This window comes from Paenibacillus sp. FJAT-27812, assembly GCF_001273905.1.
Classification (GTDB): Bacteria; Bacillota; Bacilli; order Paenibacillales; family Paenibacillaceae; genus Pristimantibacillus.
Map to the genome: position 1 here is coordinate 6,688,880 of NZ_LIGH01000001.1, position 23,658 is coordinate 6,712,537.

Below are 23,658 nucleotides of genomic sequence, written 5' to 3' on the forward strand. Positions count from 1 at the left end.
ATAAGGAGGCGTTATTATGACAGCACAACAATCGAAGGGTTATATTACCAAATCGGCATATGAGCAGCTTATCCAAATTTGTTTGGATGCCAAGCCTTTAGAAGCATGCGGTATCGTTGTAAGCAGCGAATCAAACGCCTCGCCCTTGGCTGATCGGCCTGATGATGCAACCTTCCAATTGATTGATACGATTATTCCGATAAAAAATATACATATCGATCCTACCCGCTCGTTCGCCTTTGATCCGGCAGAGTGGACGGCTGCCTTTTATGACATGCAAAAAAACCGACAAACGCTTGTCGGCTTATTTCACTCGCATCCGCGAACAGAAGCCATTCCGTCTTCTAGCGACTCTGAAGGTTTCCTGCCCGCATCCGAGCTTTCCTATTGGATTGTGTCCTTGCAAAACAGCGCAGCCCCTCAGGTTAAGCCCTATCGCCTCACACAAGGGACATTCCTACCGCTGCACCTAGTGTTTGCTTAGATAAGCATAAAGATCACCAAGCGTCGTAATGTTCCGCTCCAAAATTCTTGCCAAATAGTTTTGCCACAGCTTGGCTGTCATAATTGAATCTTGCAGCGCATGATGCCGTTCCGTTATGGGGATACAGCAGCTCTCAAGCAGCTCGTCGAGACTGTATCCTTCAAGGTTCGGCTCCAGCCACTTTGCTACCATCATCGTATCCAGCACCCTATGGTTTAAATTCACCTTCGATGTTCGCCAAAGCGCAGCGTTTAAAAATTGCTTGTCATGACCGGAAGCATGCGCAATAAGCAGACGCCTGCCGACAAACTCCATAAAATCATGAAGCACCTGCATCAAATCAGGCGCATCCTGTACCATTTCATTTGTAATGCCGGTTAATTCGATTATCGCCTTCGGAATTCTCCGCTTAGGATTTACGAGGCTGTAGAATGATTCATTTTCCACAATTTCGCCGTTCCGCAGCAACACTGCTCCGAAAGAAATGATCTCGTCCCCATTTGTTGGATAGAAGCCCGTTGTTTCAAGATCAAATACGACAACCTCAAGCTCTCGCAGCGGCATGTCGAACATGGATTGCTTGCGCTGTTCTTTATTGACGTTGCGAATAAACGCCATTTGCTGCGCATTTTGCGAGCCTAACATAGAAGCGATGGCAGGCGTAAATCCTCCCATTTTGTATAGGTTCCACATGCGACCGACGCCTTTTTGCTCTTTCATTACTCCACCGCCTTACGTAAGCCTGCCCATTGTTTGCTTGAATACCGCACGCTGCAGCTTCTTGCCTAATCGCAGGCCGCTTTTTAATTCATCCGTCATTTCCTTCGTCAGCTTACGGCTCGAAAGCTTGCCATTATTGGCATATAAGCCATCGTCATTCTGCTCGGTCGTCATTAACCGAAGTCTCAGAAAAATCCGAAACGCTTGGTCATACACGGCAGCATCCTCTTTGGACATCTTACCCGCTTTGACAAGCATTTTGATTCGCTCCAGCGTCGACGTTTCCCGGATACCAACCTGAACAGCCAACAGCCTAATCGCATTTACCATCGGAATATAAGCGCCATATTTAATATCGAGGCTGCCTGCGTCTTCTCCGTACTGCTCCTTTAGCAATTGGCCAAAAAAACCTAGCAGCACCTTGTGGCGCATCGTATTATCCAGCATGCGCTGAATAATAATCTGATGGTTCAGCATATCGGTAAAAAATAAGTCCTTTAATTCATCAAGCAGCCGGCTGTCGCCATAAATGCATCTGCCATCCGCAATGATAAGCAAATACCGAACAGCTTCCCAAGCCGGCTCCTCAAACCAATGATTCAGCTTAGCGCCCCATTCCGTTAAGGATAAGCACCAATCGGGGTTGCTGCTTAACACATTCCCCTCGCATGGCGGATACCCTACCTTTTGCAGATGAAATACGACAAGCTCGCAAAGCTCTTTAAAATAGTTTTTCACTTCCGCCGGATCAGCCACTGGATCTTGATAGACAACTCCGCTGTCTTGATCGCTTGACAATGTCTGCTCTTTCCTGCCTCCGCTGCCGAACAATAAATATGCGTAAGGCACGGGGGGAGAACCCTTCCCCAACCGTGCCATTTCCGCTTCTGCGAGGACAATCGAGCGATGAATAACCGCGTCGTGCACCTCATTCAATTGTTCATTAAATTGTTCGACCGGACGCGTAGGGAGAAGAGCTTCCATCTGCTCGTGTACTTGATCCCGCAAGCTTCGCAGCCCTTCCACATGATCGGCTGAACCAATCTGTTTGAGCAGCTGCAATCGCACCGGATCACTCATGCGACGCCCTCTCCCTTCGGTCAGTCCATCATGACCTATCCATTATCCTTGAATGTTTTGACCTGCTTTTTTCATTTGCTCAGGATAACCATAAGCGCCATGCTCGCTGAGGTCAAGACCGATAATTTCTTGCTCTTCCGTAACGCGGAAGCCCATGATAAGTTTCATCACGCCAAGGATAAGGAACGAAGCTGCAAGAACGAAAGCGCCAACGACTACAACGGATTCAAATTGTACCCAAAGCTGTTTCCAGCTGCCTGTGTCGATCAAACCGCCTGTACCTACGCCAACTTTGTCAGCAAGCGCTTGTGTAGCGAAGATACCGTTAGCAAGCGTACCCCATACACCAGCCGCGCCGTGAACGGACAATGCGTAAATCGGATCGTCTACTTTGATTTTTTCGAAAAACTTCACGCTGTAGAATACGAGCACGCCTGCAACCAGACCAATAACAACGGCTGCCCAAGGGTCAACGAATGCGCATGATGCTGTAATTGCAACTAGACCAGCAAGCGTACCGTTAAGCATTGCAGTAATATCCGCTTTGCCTGTAACTGCCCATGAAATAAGAAGTGCCGCCACGCCGCCTGCGCCTGCTCCAAGCATCGTGTTGAAGGCTACAAATCCGAAGAAACCGTCGCCGATAGCTACCGTGCTGCCTGCGTTAAATCCGAACCAGCCAACCCATAGAAGCAATACGGAAAGTGCAGTGAAAACTTGGTTATGTCCCAAAATTTCATTTGCGGAACCGTCTTTGTTAAATTTACCGATACGCGGTTTAAGTAATACAGTTGCTGCGAATGCTGCAAGTGCACCCGTTAAGTGAACGACCGTCGAGCCTGCAAAGTCTTGCGCTCCGTCTTCAGCAAGCCAGCCGCCGCCCCAGATCCAGTGAGCAACTACCGGATAGATGATTGCGATAAAGAATACGGTAAATACGATATAAGAGGAAAGCTTAGCTCTCTCTGCGAAACCGCCCCATGCGATGGAAAGCGATACAGCTGCAAAAGCGAGTTGGAACAAGAAGAATACCGTGCTTGGCAAGCTGTCGCCTTCTCCAGCTGATACAGCTGGATCGAAGAAGAAGTTGCCCCATCCGAACAAGGCGCTTACGCCACTATCTCCGCCGAATGCAATGCCGTAACCGAATGCCCAATAAATAAGTGCAGCTAGGCCAGTTGTGAAAATCGTTTTGCCGGCAACGTGACCCGCGTTTTTCATCCGAGTAGAACCTGTTTCAAGAAGAATAAATCCGCCTTGCATGAGTAGAACAAGAATGAATGCGAGCATAACCCAAAGCGAGTTCAGACCCATGTTCAACGTTGCGGCGGAAGGATCCTCTGCGAACGCCATTACCGGAAACAATAAGGTGAAGATTCCTAAAGCTAACATCGTTTTCTTAATCATTACGACCACTCCCTAAGTGTTATGTTTCCTTACATGAGAGGAAAGACTTAATGTCATTATAGTCAGTAGTGCTCAATTTGACAATATGTTTTCTGCAAATTTACAAAAAAAATCAAACATTCGGCATGAAATCTAACACGAACGTTAAGATTTTGAACAAATCCGCATTAAAATCCACTATCGCACATGCTTATTCTTCGCATTTTCACATTTTATAGGCATAGATTCCTACTTGTGTAAATAATGATCTCCTAGTAGGAATGGCGATGCATCAAATTAGATAAAAAAAAAGCTATATATAGAAGAAATAAAATAACTGCGCTTTCAAATCGTAGATTCTACCGTTCCTGGTTACACGGTCATGTAACACGTTTGACTGTATGGTTACTTTACTATTATCATTAGAGATAACAGAGGAACCACATATTGTGATGGCGACACGGAGCCATGTTTCGGGTAAAATATAAGTTTAGCGCATGAACGGAATTTTACTTTCTTATATTTTGTACGAATGGAGGATATGAAAATGTATCGTATCGGAGAACTAGCTAAACTTTCTCAAATCAGCCCACGAACCATTGATTACTATACTTCAATCGGTTTAATAGAACCCGCGGAACGATCCGCCAAGAACTATCGCCTCTATGCCGATGAAACCTTGGAGCGATTAGAACGTATTGAACAGATGAAAAAAGATAAATATACGTTAGATGAGATTAAAGCGACAATTGAAAGCTGGAGCAAAATTACACCCGAGGAGCAAGTCTCTCGCAAGCTGACGGACCTGCAGCATCATCTAAGCCAGTTGGAGCGGGAAGTAAAGGAGCTGGAGCCCGTCATTAAGAAGCTCAAGCCCCGCCAAGCCAACCATCTCTACACTCGCCTCATGCCGCAGACCGCCGCTTGTATCGAGGCTCTAATGCTTCTTATCAACAAAAGCTCCCTCATGTAGCGATTATATTTCATCAATATAATGGAGGAATGACTCAATGACGTTTATCTACATTTTGATCGTACTCGCTTTTATATTAACGATTTGGGCACAATTCCGAGTCAAAGGAACCTTTAAGAAATGGACTAGCGTGCAAGCGAACAGCGGATTGACCGGTTACCAAGCAGCAAGACGGATGCTCGATTCCAATGGATTGCATGACGTGCCGATCGAACCTGTACGAGGCGTTCTCACAGACCACTACGACCCGATTCACCGCGTCGTGCGTTTATCGGAGCCCGTTTATTATGAAAATTCAATCTCAGCCATTTCCGTCGCCTGCCACGAGGTCGGTCACGCTATCCAGCATGCGGAGCATTACCCGATGCTAGTACTGCGTCACCGTATCTTCCCGGTCGTTAACTTCGCCTCCGGCGTAGCGCCTTTCTTATTCATCGCCGGCATTCTTTTCTCGGCTTTGAATTTGATCGGTCTTGGCATCATATTCTTCTCGGTCGCGGTAGCCTTTCAAGTCATTACGTTGCCAGTGGAATTTAATGCAAGCAACCGGGCAAGAGATATTATGGTAGCAGAAGGCTTCATCACGAATGAGGAAGAACGCGGGGTTGCAAAGGTGCTTAATGCAGCAGCTTTAACCTATGTAGCGGCAGCGCTCCTATCCTTGCTCGAGCTCGTTCGATACATCTTAATTTTTGTAGGCGGCAGCCGGCAAGAATAAGGATCGGCAATAAAAAGAGGAGCTGTTCCATCAGTCAACATCGACTGATCGGAACAGCTCCTCTTTCTATTTAAGCCTTCGGCTGTTTGAGCTCATCATGAAAATAACGAAGCAAAAAGCCGTGAAACACTTTAGCCACGAGCGGCAGCTTCTCATTCGAACGGCGAATGAGACCGATTGTACGGGTCACTTGAGGCTCTGTGACGCGAACCTTCGTTGGCTGCAAAGGTCCAGTGTAGTGCAGCGCCATCTCAGGAAGCAAGCTGACGCCCATTCCTGCAGCGACCAAACCGCGAATCGTATCCGTCTCTTCGCCTTCAAAGCCAATCTGCGGCGTAAATCCTGCCGCTTGGCACGCTTCCCAAACGATCGGCCTCAATGAATAACCTTCGCTGAACAAAACGAACGTCTCATTCTCCAGCTCCTTCAGCTCAATCGATTCCGAATTTGACAATCGGTGGCCAGGAGGCAATATCGCATAGAGCTCTTCCGTAAGTAGCACTTCCCCGCACACGAAATCATGCTCATCCGGAAACGGTGATATAAACGCAAGATCGATCTCACCCTTGATCATGTCCCGGATCAGCGATGGATACATCCCCTGCTTGAATCGGAACTTTACGTTCGGATGATGCTTGCGGAAAGCCGCAACAACCTGGGGAATTAAGGAGATTCCAAGACTATGCGGAAAACCTAGCCTAATCTCGCCCTTCTCGGGGTCCAGAAATTCATGTATTTCAATTACAGCACGTTCCAAATCAGCTAAAATAACTTCAGCTCGCTTTAAAAAAAGCTGGCCGACTGGCGTAAGCTGCAAATTTCTTCCTTTTTGAACGAATAACTTTACACCAAGCTCTTCCTCAAGCTGGTGGATCTGCCGGCTGACTGCCGACTGCGCTACATGCAGCTCTTCAGCTGCCTGTGTGACATGCTCTTTTTTTGCTACTTTCACGAAGTAATGAAGCTGACGAAGTTCCATACCGGTTAGATTCTCTCCCGTATATACATAATTTTCTTTCTACGCGCTTCTTCTGCGCGTTTTCAATCGATCAAATAATCGGTAAAGAAGGAAGCCGGCTAGTGCACCTCCGACATGCGCCCACAGATCAACCCGCGGCACAAGGAAGGAATAAATAACGCCAAAAATCAAAATCGTATATACCGTTTTACGCGAGCTCTCATCAAGCTGCGACTTGCGGAACAAGGAAATATACAGAAACGCGCCGTAAATGCCGTAGATCGCTCCTGAAGCTCCCACACCTATGTGGCTATTAGGGTCTCCTTCAATCACATTTACGACAGCACTCATCGCATTGCCGGCAATGCCGCAAAGCAAATAATAAAAAGCATACCTGACACTGTTAAGAAGACGCTCCAGCGGCGGTGCGAACACAAGCAGAGCAAACATATTATAGAGCAAGTGCTCAATGCCTGAATGCATGAATATCGACGTTACATAACGCCACGGCTCATCCGTACCATACGGATCAAACTCCACATTGGTCGCAAAAGCACCAAATTTATACGCGTGTACAATACTATTAGGATCGCCACTCACAGCAATCACGATAAAATAAATGATATTTAAAGCAATCAAAGCAGACGTAACGGGATAAAGCTTTAAATAAGAACGAAAGCTCTCATACCGCAAGAAGATCATAATATCATCAACCCCTTTTCTCTCCAACAATTGGACAAGGTCGTTTCATAACGATTATAATAAATTTGGTATTGACCATTTAATTTAGAGGAGGAAATTCACACATGACACAAGAACGCAATGGAGCTGCCACTTTCAAAGGCAATCCGATCACATTAGTTGGACCAGAATTGAAAGTAGGGGACAAAGCTCCTGATTTCAGCCTCAACAAATCGCTCGTAGAAAATGTTTCTCTTAATGATTACGCTGGCAAAGTAAAATTAATCAGCGTTGTGCCTTCAATCGACACAGGCGTATGCGACGCGCAAACCCGCCGTTTCAATGAAGAAGCCGGCTCCCTAGGCGACAACGTTGTTGTACTTACTGTATCCGTTGACCTTCCTTTCGCACAAGCACGCTGGTGCGGAGCTGCAGGCATCGACAAAGTCGTATTGCTATCTGACTACAAAGCGCACAGCTTTGGCGAATCGTATGGCGTATACATTAAAGAGCTTGGCCTTGATCAACGTTCGATCTTCGTTATCGATGCAAATGACACGATTCAATATGTGGAATACCTGCCAGAAATGACAGAGCACCCGAACTATGAGCAAGCGATCAACGCTGTCAAAGCGCTCGTATAATACGTACTTAATAAAGCTCACAAATACTCAAACTGCAAACAAAGCGAGTGAAGGATATCCTTCCTCGCTTTGTTTATGTATTAATTATTAACTTTAAAGGCTGCAAGCTTCTTATCGAGTGTACGGTACAAATCCAGAATGACTCTGTAATTAGAACCTAGATCCCCAAGTGACCCGCGGGATGCTGAATAAATGTCGACTGCCGATTGTAGCGGATTAACGCTTATAACGGAAACCGTAATGTCCATCGTTCTTCCAAATGCCGTGCGCTTCTCCAGCACAATCTCACCAACGGATTGCACCTCGTGCAGCACTTTATAACCTTGCATTTTCTTAAGAGTCGATATCACTTCTTCCCAAGCCTTATCTTTGGACAGCTTGTAGAAATGAGATTTGAGCATTGGATCCTTGGCTTTGTCACCAGTCTGTTCATGACTGCGCAGCAGCCCGATCAAGGTCCGCTTCAACAACAACGATCTCCCCCTCCGGCATCTATGTACATTACTCTATATGATACCATGATTTGTCCCATGAAAAAAGAGCTATCACTGGATTTAACCAGCAAATGCTCTTCATTTGAAAATGAGAACCCGCCTATGCCGTCCGACTCACATGTTTCTGAACCCGCTTACGCAGGTGGGTGACCGCAGAACCGCTTTTGAGATCCCCTTTCGGGGGCATGTCAGCTACGCTTCGATATTGGTCTCCCGTGAAACAGCCATTGGTTCAAAACAGCGTAAAGCCGTAACGAGCATCGCAGGAGGTATTGCTATTATAGACCTTACAAAAGAAAAAGTAAACTTTGTTCGGCTGTTATTTACTGGACCCGTTCGAATCATCTTTAACGAGATCGATCCGGTCAAGCTCAGCAGCATTCTCCGCTTCTTCTTCCTCGGCAAGACGCGCTTTCTCCGCTTGGTCTTGCAGCTTCTGATAAATCAAGTGGAAGTTCCAGAATGCCAAATAAGCGATAATGCTGCCCATAAAGAAAGGAATAAGAAACGTGAACTTCGTGCTGAAATACATAACTGCCCCGCTCATTATCGCTGTTGAAAGTGAACGGAAAGGTTTGCCGATCGTAATGAGGACAGCGTTTTTCAACAATTGAAACGTTTTCATATGATAATGGACAAGCATGGAGAAAAAATTAAATAGCGATACGACTAGCAAAACGAGAAAAGCAATAAAAATGTACGAAAGCAAATTCAATTGCTCACGATATACGATAAAATCAACAATCATAATCGCCAGCAGTATCGTATAAATAATACCGCCAAGCATACTTTGCTTATAATTTTCTTTGTAGCCGCGGAAAAAAGTTTTGAACAACGGCACATCGCCTTCACCCATTACCCATTTGCGGGCAACCGCAAACATGGCTGCAGTAGCTGGAAACAAGGTAAACGGCGCAACGACCGCCATTGCAATAAGAGCGGAATACACTTGATTGACATCCTGTGACAAAACCAATCCCCACGCGAAGAAAACGAATGGAACTGAACAGACCAACCATAATACATTGATAACCGATAACCGCATAATCCATTCGGAAATTCGGTAAAACCCACCCATTAGCCCTCTTGGTTCCATCGGATCTGCCTCCAGAAAAGTAAGATTACTCCCACCAGACTGACTTGCATAGTGACATGTAACCGCCCAATTTCCGCTTCCTAGGCTAGCGTCTAAACGGCTTAAACCTATTCACAAGGATATATAGCAGAGCTATATATGAAGTTCAAAAAGAGGATGCCTGAGTATATCGCAAGCACGGTTGATTCACCTCTACAGGTAACAATCTCGTTATGTTGATTCTAAATGTTGTTCTTAGTTAATTAGTGCTGACTAAGCCAAACAATAGACTAACAATAAAAGAACCGAGGACGTCCGGATGCCCGTTAGGGACACGGACTTCCTCGGTTTTTTTTGGAAAATACATGGGTAAAGATTAATTAGTTGTTAACGTAGCCGTCGGAAGAGCTTTTTGGACGACGGTTCTCAGTGCGTCCTTCGCTGCTTCTCTTGCCGCCGTAACCGCCGCTGCTGCTGCCGCCACGGGACTCGTAGCCACCGCGCGAGCTGCCGCCAGTGCTGCTGCTACCACCGCTGCTGCGTCTGTCATCGCGACCGCGATAGCCTCCGCCGCTGCCGCCAGTACCGCCGCTGCGATTGCCGCCGTATGAAGAAGACGAACCGCTGCGGTTGAATGGACGACCGTTAGAGCGAATATCCGGTTTGCGTTTCTTAGCGCGAAGCGGATCTTCAGGCGTCAATTCGATTTCCACGTTTTTCTTCTCGCCTGTCAGCAATTTGATTGCTGCGGAAAGAAGGTGTACGGAATCATATTGCTCAAGCAATTGAATGGAAATCGCTTTGTATTCCGAGAACTCTTCGTTTTGAACGACTTCAAGAAGGCGCTCAGCCGTTACGCGTTGTTTGCCTTCAATCGCTTCTGCAATGCTTGGAAGCGGCTTGCGGTTCATTTTTTGACGCGTAACTTTCTCGATGAAATGCAAATGATCTGTCTCGCGCGGTGTTACGAATGACCAAGCTGTACCTTCTTTACCTGCACGGCCCGTACGACCGATACGGTGAACGTAGCTTTCAGGATCTTGCGGAAGGTCAAAGTTGATAACATGCGTAACGCCCGATACATCAAGACCACGTGCAGCAACGTCAGTTGCTACCAATACATCGATGCTGCCGTCACGGAATTTGCGCATTACGCTATCCCGTTGGTTTTGTGACAAATCGCCATGCAATCCATCAGCTGTATAACCACGCTTTTGAAGCGCTTCGCTTAGCTCATCAACCCGGCGTTTTGTACGGCCGAAGATGATTGCAAGCTCAGGGGATTCCATATCAAGCAAACGGCTAAGCGCTTCGAACTTCTGGCGCTCATGCACTTCAATGTAAGATTGCTCGATAAGCGGTGCAGTGATTTGTTTCGGGATAACCGAAACATGCTCTGGGTTTTTCAGAAATTGCTGTGCAAGCTTCTGAATGTTAGCCGGCATAGTAGCGGAGAACAGCATCGTGTGACGCTCTTCAGGCACTTGCTTCAGGATGGATTGGATGTCATCCATGAAGCCCATGTCGAGCATTTCATCCGCTTCATCCAAGATGACCGTTTGCACATCTTCAAGACGGATCGTCTTGCGGTTGATGTGGTCAAGCAAACGGCCAGGCGTACCGATAATAATTTGAGGTTTCTTCTTCAATGCACGGATTTGACGACCAATTTCTTGTCCACCATAAATCGGCAGCGAGCGAAGACCTTTGTATCGAGTTAACTTCCCGATCTCGTCAGCCACTTGAATAGCGAGTTCACGGGTTGGCGTCATTATTAATGCGACAATGCGTTCCTCGCTTGTCGGAATTTTGTTAATGAGCGGAATTCCGAATGCCGCTGTCTTTCCTGTACCCGTTTGTGCTTGGCCAATAAGATCTTGCCCTGCCATAGCAATAGGGATCGCTTTGTCTTGAATCGGGGTAGATTCCTCGAATCCAAGTTCGGTAATTGCTTGTAACACTTTTGGTTCCAAGCCAAATTCAGCAAATGTTTTCAAACTTTTCTCAAACTCCTTTTATCTGCAGCCTACTTAAGAATATCCAAATCATTATAGCACACAATCATTCATGAATACCAGCGAAGCAATTAAAGCCATACTAAGCATGTCAAAATTGAACAATCAGATACGTTGGTTGCATTGGAGCGATTGCCTTGAATCCGCACTCCCTGCGTTACCTTTATACCGTGCCGGTAATGACGGCAGGAGCCTTCCTTATCGCGATTGGCTTCAACCTTTTCCTTATCCCGCATCAGCTGTTAGCCGGCGGCATCTCCGGCATTTCCATGATGATCGGCTACATATCCGGCGGTAACATCGGCTGGCTTTATTTTATCCTTAACTTACCGGTTCTGCTATGGGGCTGGTTCGTGGTCGGCCACCGGTTTATTATTTGGAGCATCTACACCGTTATTGCGTCTACCCTGTTCCTCCAGCTTCTTCCTATTGTCCAGATCGTCGATGATATCGTGCTTGGCGCTGTCTTTGGAGGCATTATTATCGGGTTTGGAAGCGGCCTGGCGCTCCGGTATGGAGGCTCTTCCGGCGGCTTCGATATCGTCGCCTCAATCGTTACGCGCAAGCGGGATTTGCCTGTTGGGATGATTATTTTCATCCTAAATGGCGTTGTCATCGCCCTGCTCGTTTTATTCACAAGCAACTGGGACTCCGCCCTGTACTCGCTTGTCGCGATTTTTTCCGCTGGAAAATTAGTAGATCTCATTCATGTAAGGCATATTAAATTAACAGCCTTCATTATCACGACCAAAACCGATGAGCTGCTTGCGAAGCTGCTCTTGCACCCGCGCGGCATTACGATTATAAAAACACGCGGTGCATATTCCTCGGCCGAACGCGATATGCTGATGACTGTAAGAACGAAATACGAAATAGCTGAATTAAGCAAAACCATTACCACGATCGACCCGCATGCCTTCATTAACATCGTCGAAACGGTGGGCGTGCTTGGGGACTTCTCCAAGCCAAAAGACTAGTCCATATACGCAGGAATGGATTTTACGCCGTATCCCTATTTTTTTGAAAATGATCCTGATATAATGTTTGTATCCCGTAGCTTTGGTTTCTTGCCATATGATTTCCCCTAAACATTCGATATGAAAGGGTGATGCTCAATGGATATGGAAACGGTCAAATTGTCTCAAATTGTAGAGAAGCTTGCCCCAGAGCTTAGTCCTTTTCTTACTGCACGTGAATTGGACATCAGCATCGTGCTGCGTGACGGCCTAGCCCTGCTAGAACCCGCGGACGCAATGGAAATTGTACAGCACAGCATTTGCAATCAGCAGAGAGAAGCTTTGTTACAATGACAATGCGGGACACACGGATTATTTATGCGCCAGTCGAGATCTAATCGACTGGCTTTTTGTTTTTCAACTGCTAAAATCCGCTGCAAAAACATCAGATTCCCTCCCTTTATTTACACGAATAAAATTAACCTTTCTTTCACAATTGTCACATATACTTTGGTATTCCTTCAAAAAAGTTAATGACCCAGCATGCCATCTGCTTTATAATTTGAACAGAATAGCTAACGGGGAGAGAGCAAAATGGACATCATCATTTCAACTTTACTGCTGCTGTACAGCTTGCTCACAGGTAGCGGAGAAGAGAGTTCTACCGCCAAGCAGCTTGCAATTGCATATCTAAATTCCGCAGCTGGTCAAACCATTATTCAACCGGATTCGACGTTGATTGGGAGCAAAAACCCTGGGACATCCGGAGCCGGCTCAATCAAAAAAGATCCGCAGCCATCTACTCCGCCGATAAGAGGTATTTATGTTACGGCCCACAGCGCCGGCGGCGCACGTATGGAATCCTTATTAAAGCTGCTGGACGACACCGAATTGAACAGTATGGTCATCGATATTAAAGACGATAACGGATACATTACATATCCTACAACGACACCAGAGCTGCAAGAGATTGGCGCATCCAAGAAATATATCAGAGATATTAACGATTTGATGTTGACCCTAAAAAAACATAATATTTATCCGATTGCCCGATTAGTCGTGTTCAAGGATACCGTGCTTGCCCGCAAGCAGCCTGAGCTCTCCTTCCTCCACCAGGACGGAACGATATGGAAGAACGGGCGCGGCGAAAGCTTCGTCAACCCTTACCGCAAGGAGGTTTGGGATTATAACATCGCCGTAGCCAAGGAAGCGGCTAAGCTGGGCTTTAAGGAAATCCAATTTGATTATGTGCGGTTTCCCGAGGGCTTCGAGAATAAAGCGGCTTCACTCACCTTTAGCAAAACGGATCAAAGCCGGGTTGACGCGGTTGCCGGCTTCGTGAAATACGCGCGCGAGCAGCTTGAACCGCTTGGCGTTCGCGTCTCGGTTGATATTTTCGGATATGCAGCATCCGTCCCAGCCGCCGAAGGAATCGGTCAGGACTTTGTGAAAATATCCAATGACGTGCATGTTATTTCACCGATGATTTACCCAAGCCATTACAGCACCGGTTGGTTTAAACAGAAGGACCCTGACAAAAGCCCATACGAAACCATTAAGGGCGCTATGCTCGACACGCACAAGAAGCTGGACCCGATCAAGGATTTAAAGCCGATCATTCGTCCGTGGATTCAAGATTTCACGGCTAGCTGGCTCGGCAGCGGCCACTTTATGAAATATGGCAAAGCCGAGGTAGAAGCTCAGATCAAAGCGCTGCAGGATAACGGCGTTAAGGAGTATCTCCTCTGGAATGCAGGCAATAAATATTCACCAGGCGTTACGTACAAATAAAACGGCCGCCTATATACCAAAAAATCCACCCGCGCTTTGAAAGCGTTGGTGGATTTTTTTTGATGTTTATGATGGTTGAGTTGAGCGATCAAAGCAATGATCATCTGCACCTCTCGTTTGTGTTATTGGGATAAACGAAGCGCCAAATCGTACATCGTCATGTCAAAAGGCTTCTTCGTATTTACCACGGTATCGATATCTGTTGTAACAAGCTCACCGCGCACTACGCCGACAGCTTTGCCTGAATCGCCAGCCATTAGCTGTCTAACCGCAAAGTCGCCAAGACGGCTTGCCAAAATCCGATCGATTGCCGTAGGCGTGCCGCCGCGCTGAATGTGACCAAGCACCGTTACACGCGGTTCGATTCCGCAGTGAGACGTAATTTGCTGTGCGACATCCTCGCCTTTGCCTGCTCCTTCTGCGACCACGATAATACTGTGGCGTTTCCCTTTGGCAAAATTCGTTTTCATGCGCTCAGCAACCTCTGTAAGCTCGAATGGAACCTCTGGCACAAGAATAGTTTCCGCACCGCTTGCAAGGCCCGCATGAAGCGCGATATCTCCGCAGTGACGGCCCATAACCTCTACGATTGATGAACGTTCATGCGAGGACATCGTATCGCGGATTTTATTAATCGCATCCACTACGATGCTAACAGCAGTATCAAAGCCGATCGTAATATCCGTGAACGGGATATCGTTGTCGATCGTGCCGGGAAGACCCATCGTTTTGATGCCTAGCTTGCTAAGCTTGTTAGCGCCTTGATACGAGCCGTCTCCGCCGATAACGACCAAGCCGTCAATTCCTCTTGCACGAAGCACTTCTGCACCGCGCTGCTGGCCTTCTGCCGTGACAAACTCCTTGCATCTTGCCGTTTGCAGAATCGTGCCGCCGCGCTGGATAATATCGCCAACGCTTCTCAAATCCATTGGTCGCAAATCATCGTTAATAAGCCCTTGATAACCGCGTTGTACCCCATACACATCCAAACCGTAAAATAGTGCGCTTCTTACGACAGCACGAACGGCTGCGTTCATTCCTTGCGAATCTCCTCCGCTTGTCAGTACTGCGATTGATTTGACTGCAGACATGTTCCATTCCTCCACATTTTTCATTTATAGTTAAGCCTGTTGCTTCCGAATCCAGATGCTGTTTATAAGGAAAAACAGACGCGTTAACGGACTGTTCTTCATTAGCCTCCTTGATACATCTCTAACATCCGCCTGATGACGGACCTTCGGGTCTGATAAATAGAGAGCTAATAGCCCTTCAATAATCAAACGATGAAAACGGGAAGCAGGAAGCTGCTTCACATCCTCACGCGCGCGGTTCACGATGGTTCCGAGGCGCTCAACAAGCAGACCTTCATTATCGTAATAATTGCAAAAGTTAAGATCTCCGCCTGCATGATCCTCTTCCTGATCGATTAAATAATCAAGTAAAATATGGAGACCGCATACATGCGGAAAGTAAATCTTCTTGACTGCGGCAGCATCCTGTTCGGATAGCTGGTGTTGACTTGCCGCCAAAAACAGCATGAACATGCCGAGCGTTGAGCCTGTCGCCGCAGCGAACTCATTCCATTGCAAATGCGGATAGCTGCTGCGATGCAGCTCCCACCATGCGAGCAAATGCCCCTCGCGCAAATCCTTATGAATGTGCTTGTACACCTGCAAATCTCCATACAAGCCTACCAGCTCGGTCACATGCGACTGCACGCTCCTATAAGACGGCAGCTGCGATATTTGCAGCTGACAGGTGCGAACAAGGTGGTGCAAATAACCGCCATCGTCTTTTTCACTACGAAATGCATAATAATCCTGAAGCTTCGCTTCGGGATTGACGGCATCCATCATCGATTGATGCAATAATCGAAAATCATCCGGATCAAGTGAGGTGCTGCGATCGCAAAGATTGTCCAAGTAGTCGCTTATCGTCTGCAAGGCAACGATGAGCGGAATGAGCACATCCCTGCGCTCTAAATTCGCAGCAGCATATACGCCGCCGCCTTGGCAATGAAACTTCTTGCTATCCATGCTGCTAAGAGCTTGTGCTCGAAGCTCCAAATCGGGTATTCGCTGCGCGAGAAGACGGAGCTGCGCGAGCTCTCGGTCCACAGCTGGCAGCACATACTTATAAACACGGTGCATGAGCTTAAGTGGACTCTGTGGCACTCGTTTGCCTGATAAAGTCGTCAATCTCACGACGCACTCCTCCTCAAGACATGTTCATGAATGTCGGCGTGATTCTAATTGCTGATCGATGCGGTACCAAATATGAAGATCGTTAATCCTACTTGCATAATCGGCAATTTCATAGTTTAGTATACAGGATCGCTCGAAGCTATCTTCTTCAAACAGCTGAGCTTGCTTTACGTTAATGAGCTGTTCAAACTCCATGACGCGATCAGGAATCATTCCGCGAATAAGTTCCCACTGCTCAACGATCGTAAGCTGCACAGCAGTTTCATACTGCTCCCATTCCATTTCCAGCACGGGAATACGGATCCGAAGCCGTTCATTCCAGTCAAAACGATAAGCATCCATTGTGAACCTCCACCTCTAAATGTACCATTTCGAATCATAATAATCCAGCTTCAAATCTCATTGGTACGATTGGTAATCCGTGCTATACTGATAACCATATTGTTTTAGACACAGATGGGGTGAGCATTCAACGATGGATACACCAGATATTGCCAAAACAGAGCGATCTTCGACAGCTCGCAAGGAGACTTTATCGCTGCGCATCTACAGCTTCTCCGCCTATTCTACGGCAGCGATGGTCGTCTCCTTTATCCCTTTGTATTTTCTGGATAGAGGTTTTTCGGAGCAGCAAATCGGCATCATTTATTCGACCGGACCATTTATATCGATCTTCGCCAACATCATTCTCGGCCTAGCAAGCGATAAGTACCGAACGATCAAAAAGCTGCTCATGCTTCTCTTGTTTGGCCAGCTTGTTATGATATCGCTTCTATTTCCAATCGAAAATTTTGCGCTGGTATGCCTGGTTATGATGGGCTTTTATTTTTTTCAGACACCAATAAATCCGCTTAGCGACAGCTTGCTGCTATTATCCAGTCAATACACCGGGACGCCATATGCGCTGATACGGATTTTCGGATCGTTAGGCTTTGCGGTAACCGCTTATACATTCGGACTCATATTAAAGGAAATCGGCTCGAAGTGGACGCTTCCGCTTGCCCTTTGCACGATAGCGATCACGCTTATTTTAACGACTAGAATCAAGGATTATCAAGGCAGCGCCCGCAAGATCGACTTCTCCGGTTTCTTCAAGCTGCTGCGGCAGCGCGATGTGCTGCTCTTCTTCTTAATTATTTTGACGATATCCATTCCTCACCGGATGTACGAAGGTTTTCTTGCCGTTACGATGCGCCATATGGGCGCCAGCGACTCGCTTGTTGGGCTTGCATGGCTCGTATCCGCTTTGAGTGAGATTCCGATATTGTTCCTGCTCGGCAAATACGGGCACAAGTTTAAAGAGCTCCCGCTGCTGATGATCGCATCCATTATGTATGCGGTAAGGCTATGGCTGCTCAGCGACATTCAAGATCCGCGCTGGGTTATCGCTACGCAAGCGATGCACAGCATCTCGTTCGGCATTTATTTCTCCACCGCTCTTCGTTACCTCTCGCATCTTATTCCCGATGAGTACCGCGCTTCCGGGCAAGCGGTATACGCTGTCGTCTGGACGGGGTTAGCCGGCGTGATCAGCGGGATGTTCGGCGGTTATGTTTACGAGCATTTTGGCCGCGAAACCTTCTTCCGCATGGGTGCAGGCTTCGCGATCGTCGCAGCGGCGGCCTTCCTTGCCCGCTATTATTTTAGCCGGTCAGAACGATAATCGCCAAATAGATCAAAACAGGGCTGCTTCCTTAAGACGTGTATCGAACACGCTGGGAGCAGCCCTGTTGCATTTAGCTCAAAACCATCTTATTCCGCAATTTCAAAGTTAGAATAAACGTCCTGAACATCGTCATTGTCCTCGAATGCATCCATCATCTTAAGCAGCTTGTCCGCATTCTCGCCTTCTACTTTTACGATATTTTGCGGCAGCCAGCGAACGCCGGCGTTTACGAACGTATAGCCATCCTTCTCCAGCGCGTTTTTTACCTGCTCGAACTCATGCGGATGAGTCAAAATTTCAAAGCTGTCATCATTTACGACAACATCCTCTGCGCCTGCTTCAAGCGCAATCATCATCATGGAATCCTCGTCTGTCTCGTGAGCTTCGCGGTCCACAACAAGCAAACCTTTATGATCGAACATATAGCCTACGCAGCCGCTCTCGCCCATATTGCCGCCGCGTTTGTTGAACGCGGAACGTACGTCAGCAGCGGTACGATTGCGATTATCCGTCAAGCATTTAACCATAATAGCAACGCCGCCCGGGCCGTAGCCTTCATACATGATATCCTCGTACTCAACGCCATCTCCAGCGCCAGCAGCCTTCTTGATTGCGCGTTCGATATTATCGTTCGGCATTTGCTCTGCCCTTGCGTTGGCAATCGCCGTTTTCAGACCAAAGTTAGCATCCGGGTTTGGGCCGCCTCTGCGCGCTTGAACGTAGATTTCACGTCCGAGCTTAACGAACTTGTTATTTTTAGCCTGATCGGCCTTACCTTTACGGTCTTTGAACAATTTAAATTTCATTATGCTCGCTCCCCTGACAAAGTTTCCAAGCAACAGTTTATCACCGCAGGTAGGTCTTGGTCAATGAAAGCAAGCGCAAACGGCTGCAGCGCCAAGCCAACTTTTGATATAAAAATAGCTCGGTTAGCTCTAATGATTAAGATCGGTTTATTGGCGTCACCTTAAAAGGTATAAAAAATGCTTTGGTTCCCTACAAAGGGCAGGCAATACTTTTGGCAAAAGAGCGGCATTCTCTCCCTCATCCAGCTATGCCTATCTTCATTTTCCAACTGAAAAGCGTAATAACCAAGGATAGCAACCATCATAAATCCTTCCAACCGTTTCATATCCTGAGCCGATAAAGCTGCTGTATGACCCAAATACCCTGTCAAAAAATAATCTCGCTCTTCCGGCTTTAAGCTCAGAACGCTTCCAGCGACATCATAGAGATAATAACCGTAGCCGAATAAGCAGAAATCAATAAGGGCGATCCCGTTTGGAGTTAAAAGCAGGTTTCCTTTGTTAATGTCAGCATGAATGATACCCCAACAATTGGCGGTCTGAGGATACGTCTCTAAACTGGCATTTAAAACCTCAAAAAATCGAGTTAACGCTGCATAGTCAATTTCCGAAAATATACCCATTGAAACGCCATGCTTAAGCCTCTTCAGCATCAACTCATTTTGCGTGATACCGGCATACGCCGGCCGAACCTTGTTCAAGCTCATGCTTGTGCTTTTGGCGAATTGATGCAGACTGCCGACTTGTTCCCCAAAATGAGTAATCTGGTGCCTCGAGAGCGATTCGTCCTGCTGCAGGTCCCTGCCGTTAATCCATTGCAGAAGCGTGCTATGAACGACTTCTCCGTCAACCGTCTTGCACGTAACCCAATCCCCTGAATTATTGCGAACTGGAGTCTGCGTCAAAACAACCGCATCCTTGCTCTCGTGCAATGTTTGCAAAAAAGCCATCTCTGCGTCCAGCCCCTCACAGATATGCTGAAGTCCGCTCATACTGGAAGTTATCGCTTTATGGATTCGCAATAAATAGGTTATCCCAGCTGCCTCATCCGTCACTTTATAGGTCATATTTTCGTTATGCCGAATAAATGAGATTGAAGTAACGCGAATGGGATATTGCTTTAAAATTTCATCGATAACGTTATCATCCATCGCTTATCACCGCCCGCCAAGTATCATTTTACTGGCAACTTTTAATCAAATATCGCTGGAAAAGGCTCCCTGCTGCCAGGGAGCCTTCTTTAATCATTCATTCGCACATTTTACTATAGTTTAGTGACGTTGGCCGCTTGAGCCCCGCGGTTGCCCTCAGTAATGTCGAATTCGACCGCTTGCCCTTCATCTAAAGATTTGAAACCGTCGCTTTGAATCGCAGAGAAATGAACGAATACATCCTCGCCACCTTCTGTTTGGATAAAGCCGTAGCCTTTCTCCGCATTAAACCATTTAACTGTCCCTTTCATTCAAACAACCTCCTAAATATTACCGCCTTTATGTAATGGCGAGTAAAATTATTATATCTATCCAAAAAACAAAAAGCAATTACGCTAAAATATTCAAGTAATGACTAGATTTGGGAATAAAAGGAAGTTGAGAAGGAAGCATTTCTGCCCTGCCTCCATGTTGTGAAATGTGCCCCATAAGCTGCTCAAGCTTAGGATATGGCTCCCAATTAAGCGCAATCAGCGGATAAATGCGGATTTGGCCTCCCGGCTTGCATATGCGCATCAGTTCTAAAATCGCTTTTATGTGAAATTCATATCCGAATTGATCTGCGTACAAAAACATAAAATGGCTGCAAAGCACAAGTGAAAATTGGTCATCGGAAAACGGCAGCTCAGGCAGCATGCCATATTTATAGTGACTGGCTGCAAGCGGGTCCTTCACATGTGCGGCAAATCGCAGGATAGATGCCTCGCGGCCGGCACGGTGCTGTTCAAGCGAGCCATAATAGCTCCAGTCAAAATGATCCTGCGCTTTGGCAAGCTTGGCAGTTGACGTTTCGATCTCCTGCTTAGCCTCTTTGATCCACTCTTCAATCCCTGTTCCATAACGCGGATCAACCGCAAATGCCGAATACCCTTTTGCGTTTGCCTCCGCCGTAAAGGAGGAGCCTCCTGCCGCAACATCCAGAATCGGTCCTCTCTCCATGTCTGACTGCTGCAAGCCGAACATTCTCACATACTCGTCGAAGCTTCTGCACGTCATGGCGACACCAATTTGCTCGTAGCCTTGTTTACTCATTCGCTCAGCTCTCCTCATCTCGTCTCATCTCATAAAACCTCATCAAATCTTAACCATTCTCGTCTCATCTGGGCTTTCTTCTTGCGCTGTCGTATTGATTACAGCCTCCATAATGGCTATGATGATAACAATACCATAATTAACTACTAAAAAGGGTGAAAAAAAGCATGTTCAAAAAACACGAAATTTACAAGACCGACAAATACAATATGCTGACGGTTGAAGTACAAGGAAAAACGCTTATCGTTCGGGAAATTTCCGATCAATGGGGAGAAGACACTCATACCTTCATCAGCAGGCCAGAAATGATGCATTGGGCGCAAAATCGGTACCGCGCTTCCGACTATGTCGGTCGCGAAGAAGAATTAGCTGCCATTATGCAAGCTTTGAAAGAAGTTTAACACCCGCTATTATTGAAATGCGGCAGGAAAATTTACCCTATGCGGCGAACATATCGTTACTGATCGCTGCATAGGTAAAATGATGAAGCTGCTCTTCATGCCAGCTTCTTGTCAGGAGGCTTTACCAACAGATGGATCCAACTGCTTCGATTATTTTTATTATTGCAGCCTTCTCGCTCGGAGCAATCGTCATTATGAAACGTGAATCCTTGCCCGCCGGTCTGCGACGCGGACTTGCGCTTGTATCCATCGCGTTCATTGCGTTTGCGTTTTTTCTAATTGTTTATGCCTTTTTTACGATGGGTGCAGCTTAGCCTGCAGGGTGCTGAATATTCAAAATCACGTACGGACATAGTAAACACAAACTGTGTCTTGAGGTGATAACTGGATGAAATGGCTCCCCCTGCTGCTGGCTTTAAGCCTTGTGCCGGGCGCAGCAGCTTCCAATGATGCTGCAGCACCTCGCAAGCATGCTTCACCAACCTTATCCATACCAAGGAGGAATTCGATGAATCACGTACCAAAACGTTCAGAATCCGCGCCTGAGACTCGCTGGAAGCTAGAGGATTTATTTGAAAGCCAAGCGGCATGGGACAAGGAATTTGCAGAAGCAAAGGCATTGATCAAAAAACTCCCTGAATACCAAGGCAAGCTTGCCGATGTGGCTCAGCTTAAAGCGTGTTTTGAGCTTGAGGATGAGCTTTCAATGCATGTGGAACGGCTTTATGTATATGCGAATATGAAGCATCACGAAGATACAGCAGAACCAACCTATCAAGCCTTGTCCGAGAAATCGAAAAAAATTAGCGTTGAATCCGGCGAGGCGCTCTCCTTCATTACGCCTGAAGTGCTGAGCTTGCCGGATGATAAGCTGGAAGCGATCATTGCGGATGAGTCGGTAGCTAAATTCCGCCACACGCTCGAAGAAATGCGCCGCCAAAAGGCACATATTTTAACGAAAAACGAAGAAGCGCTGCTCGCTCAGGTCGGCAATATGAGCTCCGCACCAGGTACAATCTTCAACATGCTTAACAATGCGGACTTAAAGTTCCCTAAAGTTAAAAACGAAGACGGCGAAGAAGTTGAATTGACGCATGGCCGATACATACAGTTTCTGGAGAGCAAAAATCAAGATGTGCGCCGCGAAGCGTTCAAAGCGGTATACGATACGTACGGCAAGCTGAAAAACACGCTCGCTTCTACGTTGACCTCCAACGTAACCAAAAACATATTTTATGCGAAGGCTCGCAAATACGACTCCGTGCTCGATATGTCCCTCTATGGGGATAACATTCCGCAGGAGGTCTACACGAATCTGATCAATACGATCCATAAGCATCTCCCGCTCATGCACCGCTACATGGACCTTCGTAAGAAACTGCTTGGCCTTGATGAGCTGCATATGTACGACTTGTTCGCACCGCTCGTCGATGAGTTCAAGATGGACATTACGTACGAGGAAGCTAAGAAAACGGTTAGCGAGAGCTTAAAGCCGCTTGGCGAGGATTATTTGCAGGTGCTGCAAGAAGGCTTTGACAAAGGCTGGATCGACGTTTACGAGAATGAAGGCAAACGCAGCGGCGCTTATAGCTGGGGAGCTTTTGGAACGCATCCGTATGTGCTGCTTAACCACAAGGACAACTTGAACAGCATGTTCACCTTGACGCACGAAATGGGCCATGCGCTTCATTCCCATTACTCGGACACGAACCAAAATTACCGGGATGCGCAATATACGATCTTCCTAGCTGAGGTCGCTTCTACGCTGAATGAAGCTTTGCTGATGGATTACCTGCTTGGCAAATCGACGGATGCGAAGGAAAAAATGTATTTGCTCACCTATTACGCGGATCAATTCCGCACGACCGTATTCCGCCAAACGATGTTTGCGGAGTTCGAGAAGATCATCCATGAGCGCTCCGAGGCCGGCGATTCGCTGACACCGCAGGATCTCAGCAAAATCTACTATGATCTGAACGTCCAGTATTACGGGCCGGGCATGGTCATCGATAAAGATATCGAAATGGAATGGGCACGTATCCCCCATTTTTACAACAGCTTCTACGTGTACAAATATGCAACGGGCTTCTCGGCGGCAACGAGCTTCTCCAAACAAATTTTGGAGGAAGGCCAGCCTGCGGTTGAGCGTTACCTCGGCTTCCTGAAGAGCGGAGGCAGCGACTTCTCCATCAATATCCTGAAGAAAGCAGGCGTTGACATGTCATCGCCTGAGCCGATCGAGCAAGCGATGAGCGTGTTCGAGGAGCTTATTGGCCAGATGGAGCAGCTGACGAAGTAATGCAATGAAATGCAGCTGAACAAACCTATATGCAATAGAAAACGAGCCTCTAGAATCACTTCTG

The 23,658-nt window shown here is 47.0% G+C and carries 26 protein-coding genes and 1 other RNA gene; 11 read left to right on the forward strand and 16 right to left on the reverse strand.

Annotated elements, in window-relative coordinates; all coding sequences use genetic code 11:
* Window positions 1-16 precede the first annotated feature (16 nt).
* Window positions 17-484, forward strand: coding sequence for a Mov34/MPN/PAD-1 family protein (locus ADU23_RS28750; RefSeq protein ID WP_053376896.1), 468 nt, complete (start codon window positions 17-19; stop codon window positions 482-484).
* Here ADU23_RS28750 and ADU23_RS28755 read toward each other — a convergent pair.
* The 3 genes from ADU23_RS28755 to ADU23_RS28765 are packed head-to-tail and all read right to left on the reverse strand — an operon-like array spanning window position 470 to window position 3,691.
* Entirely contained in the window at window positions 470-1,204 is a 735-nt protein-coding gene (locus ADU23_RS28755; protein ID WP_053376897.1) for a 3'-5' exonuclease, read from the reverse strand. The genes ADU23_RS28750 and ADU23_RS28755 overlap by 15 nt on opposite strands.
* Window positions 1,205-1,216: 12 nt before the next feature.
* Window positions 1,217-2,284: a DUF294 nucleotidyltransferase-like domain-containing protein gene (locus tag ADU23_RS28760; RefSeq protein ID WP_053376898.1), complete on the reverse strand. Its 1,068-nt coding sequence runs from the start codon at window positions 2,282-2,284 to the stop codon at window positions 1,217-1,219.
* A gap of 42 nt (window positions 2,285-2,326) precedes the next feature.
* On the reverse strand, window positions 2,327-3,691 hold the full coding sequence (locus tag ADU23_RS28765; RefSeq protein ID WP_053376899.1) for an ammonium transporter: 1,365 nt from the start codon (window positions 3,689-3,691) through the stop codon (window positions 2,327-2,329).
* A 520-nt stretch (window positions 3,692-4,211) separates the two neighbouring features.
* Between ADU23_RS28765 and ADU23_RS28770 the strand changes: the two genes are divergently transcribed.
* Window positions 4,212-4,643, forward strand: a complete 432-nt coding sequence (locus ADU23_RS28770; RefSeq protein WP_053376900.1) for a MerR family transcriptional regulator — start codon at window positions 4,212-4,214, stop codon at window positions 4,641-4,643.
* 37 nt (window positions 4,644-4,680) lie between these two features.
* On the forward strand, window positions 4,681-5,361 hold the full coding sequence (locus tag ADU23_RS28775; protein ID WP_053376901.1) for a zinc metallopeptidase: 681 nt from the start codon (window positions 4,681-4,683) through the stop codon (window positions 5,359-5,361).
* 70 nt (window positions 5,362-5,431) lie between these two features.
* On the opposite strand, the gene ADU23_RS28780 is transcribed toward ADU23_RS28775, so the two are convergent.
* Window positions 5,432-6,340, reverse strand: coding sequence for a LysR family transcriptional regulator (locus tag ADU23_RS28780; protein WP_053376902.1), 909 nt, complete (start codon window positions 6,338-6,340; stop codon window positions 5,432-5,434).
* Between the two features lie 39 nt (window positions 6,341-6,379).
* Window positions 6,380-7,021 (reverse strand): rhomboid family intramembrane serine protease, encoded by a 642-nt coding sequence (locus tag ADU23_RS28785; protein WP_053376903.1) that lies wholly within the window; start codon window positions 7,019-7,021, stop codon window positions 6,380-6,382.
* Window positions 7,022-7,125: 104 nt separating this feature from the next.
* Here ADU23_RS28785 and tpx point away from each other — a divergent pair, with 104 nt between their 5' ends.
* Entirely contained in the window at window positions 7,126-7,644 is a 519-nt protein-coding gene (tpx, locus tag ADU23_RS28790) for a thiol peroxidase (protein WP_053376904.1), read from the forward strand.
* A gap of 80 nt (window positions 7,645-7,724) precedes the next feature.
* Here the strand turns inward: tpx and ADU23_RS28795 are convergent, their stop codons facing one another.
* The 4 genes from ADU23_RS28795 to ADU23_RS28805 form a co-directional block, all read right to left on the reverse strand.
* Window positions 7,725-8,114: a DUF1499 domain-containing protein gene (locus ADU23_RS28795; protein ID WP_082198158.1), complete on the reverse strand. Its 390-nt coding sequence runs from the start codon at window positions 8,112-8,114 to the stop codon at window positions 7,725-7,727.
* 113 nt (window positions 8,115-8,227) lie between these two features.
* A non-coding RNA gene (gene ssrS / locus ADU23_RS31850) (6S RNA) lies at window positions 8,228-8,410 on the reverse strand.
* A gap of 47 nt (window positions 8,411-8,457) precedes the next feature.
* On the reverse strand, window positions 8,458-9,234 hold the full coding sequence (locus ADU23_RS28800; RefSeq protein WP_053376906.1) for a YesL family protein: 777 nt from the start codon (window positions 9,232-9,234) through the stop codon (window positions 8,458-8,460).
* 359 nt (window positions 9,235-9,593) lie between these two features.
* A complete protein-coding gene (locus ADU23_RS28805) occupies window positions 9,594-11,210 on the reverse strand; it encodes a DEAD/DEAH box helicase (protein ID WP_053376907.1) in 1,617 nt (538 codons plus the stop codon).
* Between the two features lie 197 nt (window positions 11,211-11,407).
* Between ADU23_RS28805 and ADU23_RS28810 the strand changes: the two genes are divergently transcribed.
* From ADU23_RS28810 to ADU23_RS28820, 3 genes are all read left to right on the forward strand, one after another.
* On the forward strand, window positions 11,408-12,205 hold the full coding sequence (locus ADU23_RS28810; protein WP_053377881.1) for a YitT family protein: 798 nt from the start codon (window positions 11,408-11,410) through the stop codon (window positions 12,203-12,205).
* 138 nt (window positions 12,206-12,343) lie between these two features.
* Entirely contained in the window at window positions 12,344-12,538 is a 195-nt protein-coding gene (locus ADU23_RS28815; protein ID WP_053376908.1) for a hypothetical protein, read from the forward strand.
* A gap of 240 nt (window positions 12,539-12,778) precedes the next feature.
* On the forward strand, window positions 12,779-13,975 hold the full coding sequence (locus ADU23_RS28820; RefSeq protein WP_053376909.1) for a putative glycoside hydrolase: 1,197 nt from the start codon (window positions 12,779-12,781) through the stop codon (window positions 13,973-13,975).
* Window positions 13,976-14,097: 122 nt separating this feature from the next.
* Here the strand turns inward: ADU23_RS28820 and pfkA are convergent, their stop codons facing one another.
* From pfkA to ADU23_RS28835, 3 genes are all read right to left on the reverse strand, one after another.
* The gene (gene pfkA, locus ADU23_RS28825; RefSeq protein WP_053376910.1) at window positions 14,098-15,066 is read right to left on the reverse strand and encodes a 6-phosphofructokinase; all 969 of its coding nucleotides are present in this window, start codon (window positions 15,064-15,066) and stop codon (window positions 14,098-14,100) included.
* Window positions 15,067-15,096: 30 nt separating this feature from the next.
* The gene (locus ADU23_RS28830) at window positions 15,097-16,125 is read right to left on the reverse strand and encodes a tetraprenyl-beta-curcumene synthase family protein (RefSeq protein WP_053377882.1); all 1,029 of its coding nucleotides are present in this window, start codon (window positions 16,123-16,125) and stop codon (window positions 15,097-15,099) included.
* Window positions 16,126-16,203: 78 nt separating this feature from the next.
* A complete protein-coding gene (locus ADU23_RS28835; protein ID WP_053376911.1) occupies window positions 16,204-16,521 on the reverse strand; it encodes a hypothetical protein in 318 nt (105 codons plus the stop codon).
* A 133-nt stretch (window positions 16,522-16,654) separates the two neighbouring features.
* On the opposite strand from ADU23_RS28835, the gene ADU23_RS28840 reads away from it, so the two are divergent.
* Window positions 16,655-17,842 (forward strand): MFS transporter, encoded by a 1,188-nt coding sequence (locus ADU23_RS28840; protein WP_053376912.1) that lies wholly within the window; start codon window positions 16,655-16,657, stop codon window positions 17,840-17,842.
* Window positions 17,843-17,931: 89 nt separating this feature from the next.
* Here ADU23_RS28840 and ADU23_RS28845 read toward each other — a convergent pair whose 3' ends face one another.
* From ADU23_RS28845 to ADU23_RS28860, 4 genes are all read right to left on the reverse strand, one after another.
* Window positions 17,932-18,651: a YebC/PmpR family DNA-binding transcriptional regulator gene (locus ADU23_RS28845; RefSeq protein ID WP_053376913.1), complete on the reverse strand. Its 720-nt coding sequence runs from the start codon at window positions 18,649-18,651 to the stop codon at window positions 17,932-17,934.
* A gap of 161 nt (window positions 18,652-18,812) precedes the next feature.
* A complete protein-coding gene (locus ADU23_RS28850) occupies window positions 18,813-19,802 on the reverse strand; it encodes a phosphotransferase enzyme family protein (RefSeq protein WP_053376914.1) in 990 nt (329 codons plus the stop codon).
* Between the two features lie 113 nt (window positions 19,803-19,915).
* Complete coding sequence (locus ADU23_RS28855; protein WP_053376915.1) at window positions 19,916-20,113, reverse strand: cold shock domain-containing protein; 198 nt, start codon at window positions 20,111-20,113, stop codon at window positions 19,916-19,918.
* A 79-nt stretch (window positions 20,114-20,192) separates the two neighbouring features.
* Entirely contained in the window at window positions 20,193-20,894 is a 702-nt protein-coding gene (locus tag ADU23_RS28860; protein WP_063846114.1) for a class I SAM-dependent methyltransferase, read from the reverse strand.
* A gap of 167 nt (window positions 20,895-21,061) precedes the next feature.
* On the opposite strand from ADU23_RS28860, the gene ADU23_RS28865 reads away from it, so the two are divergent.
* The 3 genes from ADU23_RS28865 to pepF all read left to right on the forward strand — a co-directional run bounded on the left by ADU23_RS28865 (window position 21,062) and on the right by pepF (window position 23,594).
* Window positions 21,062-21,295: a hypothetical protein gene (locus ADU23_RS28865; RefSeq protein WP_053376917.1), complete on the forward strand. Its 234-nt coding sequence runs from the start codon at window positions 21,062-21,064 to the stop codon at window positions 21,293-21,295.
* A 131-nt stretch (window positions 21,296-21,426) separates the two neighbouring features.
* Window positions 21,427-21,609 (forward strand): hypothetical protein, encoded by a 183-nt coding sequence (locus tag ADU23_RS28870; protein ID WP_053376918.1) that lies wholly within the window; start codon window positions 21,427-21,429, stop codon window positions 21,607-21,609.
* 194 nt (window positions 21,610-21,803) lie between these two features.
* A complete protein-coding gene (gene pepF / locus ADU23_RS28875; RefSeq protein WP_053376919.1) occupies window positions 21,804-23,594 on the forward strand; it encodes an oligoendopeptidase F in 1,791 nt (596 codons plus the stop codon).
* Window positions 23,595-23,658 lie beyond the last annotated feature (64 nt).

Coding starts and splice junctions, on each gene's coding strand:
- ADU23_RS28770 (WP_053376900.1), top strand. CDS start 4,212: ATGAAAATGTATCGTATCGGAGAACTAGCTAAACTTTCTCAAATCAGC.
- ADU23_RS28755 (WP_053376897.1), bottom strand. CDS start 1,204: ATGAAAGAGCAAAAAGGCGTCGGTCGCATGTGGAACCTATACAAAATG.
- ADU23_RS28760 (WP_053376898.1), bottom strand. CDS start 2,284: ATGAGTGATCCGGTGCGATTGCAGCTGCTCAAACAGATTGGTTCAGCC.
- ADU23_RS28820 (WP_053376909.1), top strand. CDS start 12,779: ATGGACATCATCATTTCAACTTTACTGCTGCTGTACAGCTTGCTCACA.
- ADU23_RS28850 (WP_053376914.1), bottom strand. CDS start 19,802: ATGGATGATAACGTTATCGATGAAATTTTAAAGCAATATCCCATTCGC.
- ADU23_RS28785 (WP_053376903.1), bottom strand. CDS start 7,021: ATGATCTTCTTGCGGTATGAGAGCTTTCGTTCTTATTTAAAGCTTTAT.
- ADU23_RS28750 (WP_053376896.1), top strand. CDS start 17: ATGACAGCACAACAATCGAAGGGTTATATTACCAAATCGGCATATGAG.
- ADU23_RS28810 (WP_053377881.1), top strand. CDS start 11,408: ATGACGGCAGGAGCCTTCCTTATCGCGATTGGCTTCAACCTTTTCCTT.
- ADU23_RS28775 (WP_053376901.1), top strand. CDS start 4,681: ATGACGTTTATCTACATTTTGATCGTACTCGCTTTTATATTAACGATT.
- pfkA (WP_053376910.1), bottom strand. CDS start 15,066: ATGTCTGCAGTCAAATCAATCGCAGTACTGACAAGCGGAGGAGATTCG.
- ADU23_RS28860 (WP_063846114.1), bottom strand. CDS start 20,894: ATGAGTAAACAAGGCTACGAGCAAATTGGTGTCGCCATGACGTGCAGA.
- ADU23_RS28840 (WP_053376912.1), top strand. CDS start 16,655: ATGGATACACCAGATATTGCCAAAACAGAGCGATCTTCGACAGCTCGC.
- ADU23_RS28835 (WP_053376911.1), bottom strand. CDS start 16,521: ATGGATGCTTATCGTTTTGACTGGAATGAACGGCTTCGGATCCGTATT.
- tpx (WP_053376904.1), top strand. CDS start 7,126: ATGACACAAGAACGCAATGGAGCTGCCACTTTCAAAGGCAATCCGATC.
- ADU23_RS28780 (WP_053376902.1), bottom strand. CDS start 6,340: ATGGAACTTCGTCAGCTTCATTACTTCGTGAAAGTAGCAAAAAAAGAG.
- ADU23_RS28845 (WP_053376913.1), bottom strand. CDS start 18,651: ATGAAATTTAAATTGTTCAAAGACCGTAAAGGTAAGGCCGATCAGGCT.
- ADU23_RS28800 (WP_053376906.1), bottom strand. CDS start 9,234: ATGGAACCAAGAGGGCTAATGGGTGGGTTTTACCGAATTTCCGAATGG.
- ADU23_RS28815 (WP_053376908.1), top strand. CDS start 12,344: ATGGATATGGAAACGGTCAAATTGTCTCAAATTGTAGAGAAGCTTGCC.
- ADU23_RS28830 (WP_053377882.1), bottom strand. CDS start 16,125: ATGCACCGTGTTTATAAGTATGTGCTGCCAGCTGTGGACCGAGAGCTC.
- ADU23_RS28855 (WP_053376915.1), bottom strand. CDS start 20,113: ATGAAAGGGACAGTTAAATGGTTTAATGCGGAGAAAGGCTACGGCTTT.
- ADU23_RS28765 (WP_053376899.1), bottom strand. CDS start 3,691: ATGATTAAGAAAACGATGTTAGCTTTAGGAATCTTCACCTTATTGTTT.
- ADU23_RS28870 (WP_053376918.1), top strand. CDS start 21,427: ATGGATCCAACTGCTTCGATTATTTTTATTATTGCAGCCTTCTCGCTC.
- pepF (WP_053376919.1), top strand. CDS start 21,804: ATGAATCACGTACCAAAACGTTCAGAATCCGCGCCTGAGACTCGCTGG.
- ADU23_RS28865 (WP_053376917.1), top strand. CDS start 21,062: ATGTTCAAAAAACACGAAATTTACAAGACCGACAAATACAATATGCTG.